This is a genomic window from Nostoc edaphicum CCNP1411 (assembly GCF_014023275.1).
GTDB lineage: Bacteria > Cyanobacteriota > Cyanobacteriia > Cyanobacteriales > Nostocaceae > Nostoc > Nostoc edaphicum_A.
Genome location: NZ_CP054698.1, coordinates 4,878,583 through 4,890,761, shown reverse-complemented (window position 1 = coordinate 4,890,761; position 12,179 = coordinate 4,878,583). Strand labels below are relative to the sequence as shown.

7 protein-coding genes are annotated in these 12,179 nt (G+C 39.1%); 5 read left to right on the top strand and 2 right to left on the bottom strand.

Going from position 1 to position 12,179, the window contains the following annotated elements:
* Positions 1-655 precede the first annotated feature (655 nt).
* From HUN01_RS23320 to HUN01_RS23305, 4 genes are all read left to right on the top strand, one after another.
* Positions 656-1,837 carry an aldo/keto reductase gene (locus HUN01_RS23320; protein ID WP_181928183.1) on the top strand — a complete coding sequence of 394 codons (1,182 nt, stop codon included), beginning with the start codon at positions 656-658 and terminating at the stop codon, positions 1,835-1,837.
* A gap of 332 nt (positions 1,838-2,169) precedes the next feature.
* Entirely contained in the window at positions 2,170-3,771 is a 1,602-nt protein-coding gene (locus HUN01_RS23315) for an alkaline phosphatase D family protein (protein ID WP_181928182.1), read from the top strand.
* Positions 3,772-3,962: 191 nt separating this feature from the next.
* Positions 3,963-5,339, top strand: coding sequence for an AAA family ATPase (locus tag HUN01_RS23310; protein ID WP_181928181.1), 1,377 nt, complete (start codon positions 3,963-3,965; stop codon positions 5,337-5,339).
* An 8-nt stretch (positions 5,340-5,347) separates the two neighbouring features.
* On the top strand, positions 5,348-5,872 hold the full coding sequence (locus HUN01_RS23305) for a hypothetical protein (protein WP_181928180.1): 525 nt from the start codon (positions 5,348-5,350) through the stop codon (positions 5,870-5,872).
* A gap of 85 nt (positions 5,873-5,957) precedes the next feature.
* Here the strand turns inward: HUN01_RS23305 and HUN01_RS23300 are convergent, their stop codons facing one another.
* Together HUN01_RS23300 and HUN01_RS23295 are read right to left on the bottom strand one after the other, a co-directional pair.
* The gene (locus HUN01_RS23300; protein WP_181928179.1) at positions 5,958-7,346 is read right to left on the bottom strand and encodes an ATP-binding protein; all 1,389 of its coding nucleotides are present in this window, start codon (positions 7,344-7,346) and stop codon (positions 5,958-5,960) included.
* A 347-nt stretch (positions 7,347-7,693) separates the two neighbouring features.
* The gene (locus HUN01_RS23295; RefSeq protein WP_181928178.1) at positions 7,694-8,917 is read right to left on the bottom strand and encodes a sensor histidine kinase; all 1,224 of its coding nucleotides are present in this window, start codon (positions 8,915-8,917) and stop codon (positions 7,694-7,696) included.
* A 568-nt stretch (positions 8,918-9,485) separates the two neighbouring features.
* Here HUN01_RS23295 and mutS point away from each other — a divergent pair.
* Complete coding sequence (gene mutS, locus HUN01_RS23290) at positions 9,486-12,149, top strand: DNA mismatch repair protein MutS (protein ID WP_181928177.1); 2,664 nt, start codon at positions 9,486-9,488, stop codon at positions 12,147-12,149.
* Positions 12,150-12,179: the final 30 nt, after the last annotated feature.

Sequence of the window (12,179 nt, the reverse complement as noted above, 5' to 3'; positions counted from 1 at the left end):
ACTTTCACCGCTTGTCGTAAACAAGTTATGAAAACTAGTTACAGCGCCCCCTAATCTTCCATATTTGAGGAAATAGCAGTTTTCGCGTTGGGTGTTGCTGTTTTTTGACGAGACAGATGTAAGTTAAACAGCGTCTTTTACCTCTTATTACATTCCATACGCAGCTGTTATATCTGCCAGGGAAGCTTATTTAGTAGCTTCAATTATTAATTTATCACTTATGGATGGGAGGGATTCTTTTTGCAACTAAACTTTACGATGGGTGAGGAAGGTAAGTTTACTAGAATCCCTTTGATTCAAGAATCCTACGGCTTTCTTTCTAAATGAGGCTTGCGCTATATTTGGGCAGTCGTAGGAATGTCAATTGTGTAAATTCTAGCTAAGAACTTGGTTGTGATTGTTGAACAGAGGAGGTTGACGCATTCCTTGTTCACTGCCCACGCAAGTAAATTCAGGAATTGTTATAGGATGAGATAATGACTCTGTGGAACTGGAATACTGGTCACAGTCCAATAAACAAAAGACTTGACCGATTTGATGATGCGATAAATCTTGCTTGTGTCACAGATTGAACAGAGGTAATTATTGTGCCACAAAAAGCTCGAATGACTGTCGTTTTTAGATTTGAAGTTGATAAGCAATCCACAATCCACTGATGTTATATAGACGATTTGGACGTACAGAATTACAGATGCCAGTGTTTTCCTGCGGTGGCATGAGATATCAGTTTAAATGGCAGGATGTTCCCAATGATGAAATTCCTGCTGATAACCAGGCAAATCTCGAAGCGACTATTAGAAGGGCTATCGAGGTTGGGATTAATCATATTGAAACTGCTCGTGGTTATGGCACTTCCGAAATGCAATTGGGAAGGATTCTACCTCAATTTCCCCGTGAAAAGTTGATTGTTCAGACTAAAATCAGTCCAACGGCAGATGCGAAAGAATTCCGCAAGACATTTGAACAATCATTGAAAAATCTCCAGCTAGATTATGTTGACCTTTTAGGGTTGCACGGCATCAATCATGCGGAGTCGTTAGATGACAGCATTCGTCCCGGTGGCTGTTTAGAAGTAGCACAGCAGTTGCAAGCTGAGGGAAAAGTCAGATTTATTGGCTTTTCTACACATGGTTCAACAGAGTTAATTGTGGAGACAATTAATACCAATCTATTTGATTACGTGAACCTGCACTGGTACTACATTAATCAATGGAATTGGGCGGCAATTGAAGCAGCCAAAAGCCACGATATGGGGGTGTTTATCATTAGCCCATCTAATAAAGGAGGTTTGTTGTATGAACCTCCACAAAAATTAGTAAATCTTTGTGCGCCTTTGAGTCCAATGGTGTTTAATGATTTGTTTTGTTTGAGTCATCAAGAGGTGCATACTCTAAGTTTGGGAGCAGCCAAACCACAAGATTTTGATGAACATCTGAAGACTTTAGAATTAATAGATCAGGCATCGTCAATTTTGCCACCAATTTTAGCAAGGTTGGAGTCAGAAGCGATCGCTACTTTGGGAGAAAATTGGGTAAAATCCTGGGAGACAAATCTACCAACCTTTAAGGAAACCCCTGGTGAGATAAATATTCGGGTGATTTTGTGGCTACGGAATCTAGCGATCGCTTATGACCTGGTAGATTATGCTAAAATGCGCTACAACCTGCTTGGCAACGGCAATCACTGGTTTCCTGGCAACAAAGCTGAACGCCTAGAGGAATTAGACTTGCGGCAATCTCTCGCCCGTAATCCCCACGCTGATAAAATACCAAAAGTTTTGGCACAAGCCCATCAGATGTTAGTGGGTGAAGAAGTGCAGCGTTTATCTCAGCAGTAAATGTGAAGTTGGGGACTTTGAATGTTTCTATGCAATTCTATCCCTAACTTGACGACGCATTACAGTACCTATCAATTCAATTGAGATGGTAGGTGGATTTACATCAATTATGCAAGACAAACACATCTAGAGTTAGATGTGTTTGTCTTATTGGCAAAGCTTATAAAGTACGCAGTTGAGAATAACCCAGACTAAGCAAAGTTTGATAAAAATTTTCTAAGGTTAAATTGTTTTATTAACCCTTAGATAACTCAATCTTTACTTATTACCATAGCAGAATATGGTAAACACTTATCCTGTAATACTTTAGTTTAAGCTTGCTATTATTTAGTATGGAATCTCATCACCCATTAAAGCTAAACCGTCGCCAGTTTTTGCTACGTTCGGCTATCACAGCCGGTGGAATTATTTCCACAAATCTTGTATCAAAATCACCAGTTTTTGCTCAAGCACCTGCAATTATTACCTCTGATAAAATGCGTCCTGCCATACCTTATGGCGTAGCTAGCGGAGATATATCTAACGATAGCATCGTCATTTGGAGTAGGAGCGATCGCCCCGCAAAAATGATCGTAGAATATTCTACCAGCGAGTCTTTTCGCAATGTGCAGCGAGTTGTGGGGCCCAATGCTTTAAAAAATAGCGACTTTACAGCACGACTTTATCTGAAGAATCTACCCCCAGACCAAAAATTATTTTATCGGGTGATTTTCCAAGATTTAGATTATCAAGGTACTTACAGCGCTCCCTTTTATGGCACTTTCCGAACTCCCCCTAAATATGGACGAGATATATTCTTTGTTTGGGGTGGCGACACAGCCGGTCAAGGATGGGGGATTAATCCTGATTTTGGTGGCATGAAAATTTATGAAACTATGCGTCAACTTAATCCCGACTTTTTTATCCATTCTGGCGATAATATTTATGCTGATGGCCCCATTCAATCAGAAGTTATCCTAGACGACGGCACTATTTGGAGAAATATCACTACACCAGAAAAATCAAAAGTAGCAGAAACTCTCACCGAATTTCGTGGAAACTATATTTACAATTTGCTGGATGAAAACATCAAGCGTTTCAACGCTGAAGTTCCCATATTGGCACAGTGGGACGACCACGAAACCACAAATAACTGGTATCCTGGTGAATTTCTTTTAAACGATAATCGCTACACAGTTAAGGATGTTAACTTGCTAGCCCAAAGAGCAAGACAAGCATTTTTGGAATATTTACCTATTGGGTATCCAACCAATAATCCAGAGCAAGCAAGAATTTATCGCTCTTTCAACTATGGCCCATTATTAGACATTTTCATGCTGGATGAGCGCACCTATCGGGGGCCAAATACTCCCAATCGTCAGCCAGTACCAAGTAAAGAAACAGAGTTTTTGAGCAGAAAACAATTGCAATGGTTGAAAAGGCAATTGCTGTCATCAAAAGCAACATGGAAAGTGATTGCTAGTGATATGCCTTTGGGTTTGATAATTCGAGACGGTAGCACTGATTTTGAAGCTTGGGCAAATGGAGACGGCCCGGCTTTAGGAAGAGAATTAGAACTTGCCGATTTATTACGATTTATCAAAAACAAAAATATCCAGAATGTTGTTTGGTTAACTGCTGATGTACATTACGCAGCAGCCCACTATTACAACCCCGCCAAAGCACAGTTTACCGACTTCAAGCCTTTTTGGGAGTTCGTCGCTGGGCCTCTTAACTCTGGCACATTTGGCCCCAACCAATTGGAAAATACTTTTGGCCCACAATTGGTATTTCAAAGCCTTCCTCCAGGTACGAAAGCAAATCGACCCCCAAGTGAAGGTTTGCAATTTTTTGGAGGAGTCAAGATTGATGGAAATACAAAGGTAATGACGGTAACATTGCGTAACTTGGCAGGCGAAATTGTTTACAGCCTAGATTTGCCACCAGAAAAATAAATCGTCAAAATCACAGTGAGATGTAGCCAGTTAGATAGAGTAGCTAGACAATTTTTTACTCTGTCTGCTGGCTTTGCTGTTTTTTAGTGAGATATTGAAGGATGAAAAAACTTTGTGCGATGCCTGCGGCGGGCTTTGCCAACGCTACTGTTAGGAGCTAAATTTAAGTAGGTAGAGTTTTGGAGTTGATCATGCTTAAGCAACTCATCTTAGAAAACTGGAAAAGTTTTCGTTATGCCGAGCTTCCACTTGACCCATTGACTGTTCTGATTGGTACAAATGCAAGTGGAAAGTCTAATGTAGTTGAAGCTTTGGAATTTTTACAACGAATTGCTAAAGGTGAAAATATTGAAGCAGCTTTAGCAGGAGATAAAACACTTCCATCTCTTCGCGGTGGTGTAGAATGGGCTGCACTTAAACCTGAAACTCAATTTATATTGAAACTACTAGTTCAAGGTGAAGATGACAAAACAGATTATTTTTATAGGATTACAGTACAAAGTAAACCAAGTGTTCATATTGTCCAAGAATATCTTGAAAGACAAAAAAAATCTTCAGATTTTCAGGTAAGTGATCAAATGTTAATAGATAATAATTTTTTAACTGAAAAGTCATATTTATCAGAAGTTAATCATTTGTTTGCACAAAGCCAAAAGCAACAGGAGGATATAAAACTAAAACTTAGTAATTTAAATAAGACTAACCAAGATTTATTAGAAACAGTTAATAAACTAAAAAACAGTATAATTATTAATGAGGTAAAAGTTAAAGTAATTGAAAATATAGAAAATATCAAAAAACAAACGAATGATTTGATTGAAAGAACTTATGAGGATGATAATGATTTGGATTTCCTTAGCAAGGATATTAAGCTAATGAATATTATAATTAATAAAATTAGTAGTATTTTTATATTAAATCCCATTCCTTCTACGATGCGCGGCTATTCACCCTTATCTAACATCTTAGAAAGTGATGGTTCTAATATTGCTGGTGTACTAGCAGCATTAGATGGTGAACAAAAAACCGAAGTGGAATCAACTCTTTCAGCCTATATCAAAGATTTACCAGAAGGTGATATTAAAAGAATATTTGCTGAACCAGTTGGCAGACTTAAAACTGATGCAATGCTCTACTGTGAAGAAGAATGGAAACCAGGTCACATCACAGAAATAGATGCTAGAACTATGTCAGATGGAACTTTACGCTTTCTAGCAATTCTCACAGCACTACTAACTAGACCAGAAGGTAGTCAATTAGTAATTGAAGAAATAGATAATGGGCTTCATCCCTCGCGTGCAGAATTGTTGGTAAGAATATTACGGGAAATTGGCAGCAAAAGAAAAATTGATATTTTACTTACTACCCATAACCCAGCTTTGCTAGATGCTTTAGGCCCTGAAATAGTCCCTTTTGTGGTTGTCGCACACCGCGATAAAGAAACTGGAGAAAGCAAACTTACTCTTTTAGAAGATATTGAAAATCTTCCTCTTTTGTTAGCATCAGGAACTTTAGGCAGACTAGCAGCTAAAGGCGCAATCGAAAAGAGCCTTTCTGATAATAAGTAAAATTAAATATGAGAAAGGTTTTGATTATTGACACATCAATACTTTGCGTCTACTTGGGTGTCCCTGGTAAAGAGACTTGTGGCTCTGATAATGATAAATGGGATAAAAAAAGAGTTGAAGCCCGTTTTCAGGAAGAAGAACAACAAGGTGCAAAATTTATACTACCAATAGCAACAATTATAGAAACTGGTAATCATATTGCCCAAGCTAACTCTAAGCGATATGAAATTGCTCAAGCTTTCGGTAATATTTTAGTGAAAGTAGCGGATGGAGTTATACCTTGGGGAGTTTTTGAAACTCAAGTGGGTGAACTTTGGAATTCAGAACAATTAAAACAGTTAGCTAATGAATGGCCTACTTTAGCATCTAGAAAGATTTCCATTGGAGATGCGACAATAAAAACTGTGGCTGAATATTACGCCAAAACCAGTAGCACCTTTCAAGTAGAAATTTTTACAGGCGATGGGGGACTTAAAGCTTATGAACCAGCAACTCCAGCACCTACACGCCGAAGCGATCGCACAAAAGGGTAAAATATCCTTGAGCGTAAGCGTAGCCAGCCGCAGGCATCGCTATTCATCTCTATTTACCCAAAATAGAGCTTTTTCAACTAACTTGTCATGAATTAATTTGGATAGGAATTGTGATAATAAACTCCGTTCCTTCTTTTACATTAGATATGAATTGCAGTTGACCACAATGTTTTTCCACAACAATTTGATAGCTGATAGATAGTCCCAATCCAGTACCTTTACCGACGGGTTTTGTCGTGAAAAAAGGGTCAAATAATCGCTTTTGTATATCCTTGGGAATTCCCATACCGTTATCGGCAATGCGAATAACTACTTGCTGATTATCTGTGACTTCAGTCTGAATACGAATTAAGGGTAATTTGAGAGTTGAAGAAGCTGATTCAAAACTCAATTTTGACTCATCATCGCTCTCAAATATAGCATCAATTGCATTTGATAAAATATTCATAAATACTTGATTTATTAACCCAGCGTAGCATTCTACTGGGGGGATATTTCCATATTGTTTATCAACAGTAATTTTTTGACCTGTTTGCTGATTTATTAAACGGCTTTGTAATATTATTAGGGTACTATCAATACCTTCATGAATATCAACTATTTTTTTCTCAGATTCATCGAGACGAGAAAAATTACGTAAAGAAAGAACTATCTCTTGGATACGCTCAGTACCAAACTTCATAGAATTAAGAAGGTTGAGGAAATCAGTAGTTAAAAACTCTAGTTCTATTTCTGCGATCGCAGCTTTAATTTCTGCTACTGGTGCAGGATAATGGTATTGGTATAGGCTAACTAATTCCAGTAAATCTTTAGTGTAGTTAATTGCATAAACAAGATTGCCAGCGATAAAATTGACAGGGTTGTTGATTTCGTGTGCAATGCCAGCAACCAGTTGTCCCAAAGCAGCCATTTTTTCATTTTGCATTAATCGAGTATAGTTATTCTTAAGGTTCCGAAAACCTCTTTTAGCGATTCTAGATTGTTCTTCTACTTGCTCTAGTTGAGCTAGTGTTAAAATATGAATTTGGGAGTGGGCTAAAAGTAAGTGATGGAAATCTAGGAGCTTATAACTACCTAACTGAGTTTTTATTAAAATCGGCTCATATACAAATTGAGGTTCTCGTTGCAAGGCTACCTTATTTGCTTCTATAATGAGCGTATCTTCAGAAATTACACACACATCTGACTGAAGAAAGTTAATCAGATTTATCACAGGTCGTTTAGAAAATAGTGGAAAACTATAGGGGCGACTCATGTGTTCAAAAAATCTTTGCCGGGAAATCATCCCTACATAGTTATGATTTTTCACCAGGATAATTCCTGGTAGTAAAGGCTCTTGCTTAAAAAGTTTATTCAAATCATTTGCTGGACTATCTGCATCGAAGTAAACAGACCAAAGTGGTAATTCTTGCAAAGTAGACTCTAATCGCAAGTTCAGATTATTAGCGTTTGTGATGCTATGTATAGCCAACATATTTTCCATCCTTTACCTTTAAATAACCTTTCTGCTAACACCCCGAACAAGCATTGCGATAATTACAAAGTCAATCAAACTTATATTTCCCTGATTACTGCTTAAAATCACAGTTTTGCTGTAAAAATATTGGTATTAGGGCATCCCATAGTTTTCTAGACTGGAGAAGTGATACCAATTAAGAATTATGTAAAAATTGCCAAAAAGCTTTATTTATCAGCTTGGAAGGAAGCTTATGCACAGTTGAAGGAAGTTACAGAGGATAAAGATTAAGGCACAAGCCTATAAAAAATATCCCACAGGATTTTTTATTTTGTACAATGGGCATTATTACTATAATTGTTATTTTATACTTGTTTAATCGGAAGTCTAATATCGATTTTAGTTTCCTGGTTTGCAATGGAAGTACATTTGATAGAGCCACCATGTTGCTCAACGATAATTTGATAGCTAATAGACAAACCTAAACCAGTTCCTTGACCAACGGGCTTAGTAGTAAAAAAAGGTTTGAAAATACTCCGGCAAATCTCTTCACTCATGCCACAACCATTATCAACAATTGAGATAGTGATTTGATTTTCCTGAGAATGAAATGTACGAATCAGAATAGTTGGTATTTCATCTGTAGTTTGACTGAGAGTAGCTGCTTTTTTAATCAATGCATCAATTGCATTATTAATTAAATTTAGAAATACTTGATTTAAAGAGCGAGGATTACAAAAAATCTTAGGAATATTTCCGTACTCTTTAATCACTGAAATAGGTTTGCTATTACTAGCAGAAGTATTAAGCCGATGTTGCAAAATGACTAGTGTACTATCAATCCCCTGATGAATGTCAGCTTTTTTATAGTCAGCTTCATTCAAACGTGAGAAATTTGAGAGCAATTCTACAATCTCCCCAATACGAGTAGTGCCAACCTGCATCGAGTTCAGTAGCTTTGGCAAGTCACTCTGGATAAAGTTCAGGTCGCTGTTAGCAAGAGCCTTGACTATTTTGACATCTGGATTTGGATACACAGAAGCATAAGTTGCTAGAAGGTTTAGTAAGTCATGGCTATACTGATGTAGATATTGTAAATTCCCATGAATAAAACTCACTGGATTATTAATTTCGTGGGCAACTCCAGCAACCATTGTTCCCAAAGCTAACATAGTTTCGCGTTGAATTAATTGCATTTGAGCTTGCTGAGTTTCTTGTAATTTAAATAAAGCGGACTCCGCATTTTCTTTTGCTGTGCGGTATTTTTCCTGTATTAGAAACAAGCGTTGCAGTGTGAGGTGGTAGATAGTAACACTGAAAAATACGAATAATGATCCGAAAAAGAAAACCATGCCAGTTAGCAATGGTATCCATTCAATCAGCCTCTCAATTGTTAAATAGATGCATAACAAATAACCACCAAGAAAAAAAATCATTAATAAAAACATGATTCTCCAACTCAGCTTCTCTGGTTCTGTCTTAAATAATTGGAGAATCTTTTGAGTCTTGATAATTGATAGTCCCATTATCCAAGCGCCCAGAGTAATCAGGATGATAATCAAAGATAGAACAATTGGAGAACTAAACATGGTATTGAGCCAAAATAGACGTAAAAACTGATAAATGGTCTATAAAATGTTGCTATATCTACGTTTTATCATTTTTTGTGTCAAAATTATTTTGTGCATTCATCCGCTGCCTCTTTTCACTCTATAATTGCTTTTTGTCTAGAAAGCAGAAGTCAACAGTATGTTGAGTTGAATGTCTCATAGTGTTAGGGCATACCATACTTTTCTAGACTGGGTAAGTGATAGAAATTAAAACTTATGCAAAATTGCCAAAAAGCTTAATTTATAAATTCGTAAAGTGTGCATAACTCTTATACAAATTCTTGATGAACACCCTTGTAAAGAACCCTACCGCCTGCGACATCCCCCTTACCAAGGAGAGATTGGGAAGGGTCAAAATAATGTACAACTTTACATAGAATTGGTATTAGTCCTAGCAATGTTACGCAAATATCTCAGCACCATTTTTCAGATAAAGGTAAAATATCCTTGAGCGTAGGCGTAGCCCACCGTAGGCATCGCCATTAAACTTTCACATCACGTTATCATCGGATATTGTGGAATTTTCGTGCGTAACCCAATAGCATCTATGACCGCTTCTCACTCTGAAACTCCATCTACCAAACCCGACGCGAGTACTTTTATTTCTGACCATCGACAGGTAGACCGCAGTAAGCTAAGTCAAATGTACCTGCACTATGTCGAGACGAAGGATAAATATCCTCACGCCGTATTGCTGTATCGGGTAGGAGATTTCTTTGAATGCTATTTCCAAGATGCTGTAAAACTAGCGCAAGAATTAGAATTAGTTCTCACTAGCAAGCAAGCTGGAGAACAGGGACGGGTGGCGATGTCTGGTGTTCCGCATCATGCTTGGGAACGCTACGCGACGCTGCTGGTAGAAAAAGGCTACGCGGTGGTAATTTGCGACCAAGTAGAAGATGCTTCCGAAGCTGCTGGGAGATTGGTACGGCGGGAAGTAACGCGCATTTTGACACCCGGCACTTTGCTGGAAGAGGGAATGCTCAAATCAAGTCGCAATAATTACTTAGCAGCAGTGGTAATTGCCGCAAATCATTGGGGTTTAGCTTATGCAGACATATCTACAGGCGAATTCCTTACTACTCAAAGCAGTGATTTAGAACATTTGACACAAGAATTAATGCGTTTGCAACCTTCAGAAGTGCTGGTTCCGACAAATGCGCCTGATTTAGGTAGTTTGCTACGTCCGGGAGAGACTTCGCCACATTTGCCGGAGTGTTTGCCACCATCATTTTGTTATAGTTTGCGATCGCAACTACCTTTTTCTCAAGGTGAAGCTAGACCTAGATTATTGCAGAAATTTAAGGTGCGATCGCTCGAAGGACTCGGTTGTGATCATCTTCCCCTCGCTGTTCGTGCGGCTGGCGGTCTTCTGGAATACCTGGAAGATACTCAAAAAGAAAACCCTGTCACTCTTCAAAGACTCCGCAGCTATACTGTCACCGACTACTTAATTGTTGATAATCAAACCCGCCGTAACCTAGAAATTACCCAAACCGTCCGAGATGGCACTTTTCACGGTTCCCTACTTTGGGCGTTAGATAAAACTAGTACAGCAATGGGTGGGCGGGCTTTGCGGCGGTGGTTGTTGCAACCGCTACTCGATATTAAAGGCATTCGGGCGCGGCAAGATACCATTCAAGAATTGATGGAAAATACGCCTCTGCGTCAAGATTTACGGCATTTGTTAAGGCAAATTTATGATTTGGAACGACTCACAGGAAGGGCGGGTTCTGGTACAGCGAACGCTAGAGATTTAGTAGCTTTGGCAGATTCCCTCTCACGCTTACCGGAATTATCCAATTTAGTAACTGAGGCGCGTTCCCCATTCCTCAAAGCTTTGCAGAAAGTCCCAAGTGTGTTGGAAGAATTGGCACAAAAATTACACGCACATCTTGTAGAGTCACCACCCATACTAATTAAAGAAGGCGGATTAATTCGCCCTAGTGTAAATCCCCTGTTGGATGAAAGGAAGGCGACTGTAGAAACAGACCAGCAATGGATTGCCAACTTGGAAGTTGATGAAAGAGCCAAGACAGGAATTTCCACACTGAAGGTAGGATTTAACAAAACCTTTGGTTATTACATCAGTATTTCCCGCAGTAAAGCTGACCAAGTACCCGCTAATTATATCCGCAAGCAAACCCTGACCAATGAGGAACGTTACATCACCCCAGATTTAAAGGAACGAGAAGCCCGGATTCTGACGGCGCGAGATGATTTAAATCAGTTGGAATATGAGATTTTTACGGCGTTGCGGGAAGAGGTAGCACAAGAGGCGGAAGTAATTCGCAATCTGTCTCGTGCAGTGGCGGCGGCGGATGTGTTGTGTGGTTTGGCTGAGTTGGCGGTGCATCAAGGTTACTGTCGTCCTGAAATGTTGTCAGGAAGAGAGATAAACATTGTTGATGGTCGTCATCCGGTGGTGGAACAGTCTTTACCTGCGGGGTTCTTTGTGCCGAATTCGACGCAATTGGGTCAAGAGTCATTAGTCATTAGTCATTTGTCATTAGCAGATGAACAAGAACATATAACAAATGACATAGACGCGCCAGCGGCTTCCCGCAGGGTAGGACAAAGGACAAATGACAATCCCGATTTAATTATTCTTACCGGGCCAAATGCCAGTGGCAAAAGTTGTTATTTGCGTCAAGTGGGATTGATTCAGTTAATGGCGCAGATTGGTAGTTTTGTACCAGCGAGGTTTGCTAGATTGGGAATATGCGATCGCATTTTCACCCGTGTCGGTGCAGTAGATGATCTTGCAACTGGTCAATCTACGTTCATGGTGGAAATGAATGAAACGGCAAATATTCTCAACCATGCCACATCTAGGTCGTTAGTATTATTAGATGAAATTGGTCGCGGCACAGCAACTTTTGATGGTCTTTCTATAGCTTGGGCGGTGGCGGAATATATAGCAGTTGATATTCGGTCACGCACAATTTTTGCCACCCATTACCACGAGTTAAATGAACTGGCTAGCATTATACCGAATGTGGCTAACTATCAGGTGACGGTGAAAGAATTACCTGACCAAATTATCTTTTTGCACCAAGTTCAACCAGGAGGTGCTGATAAGTCCTATGGAATTGAAGCGGGAAGATTGGCGGGTTTACCAGCCGTAGTTATTCAACGCGCAAAACAAGTTATGGGGCAAATTGAAAAACACAGCAAGATTGCGATGGGACTACAAAATCTCGATGGTTAAGCAAGTTTGTAGTAAGGACTTTAGTCCTTA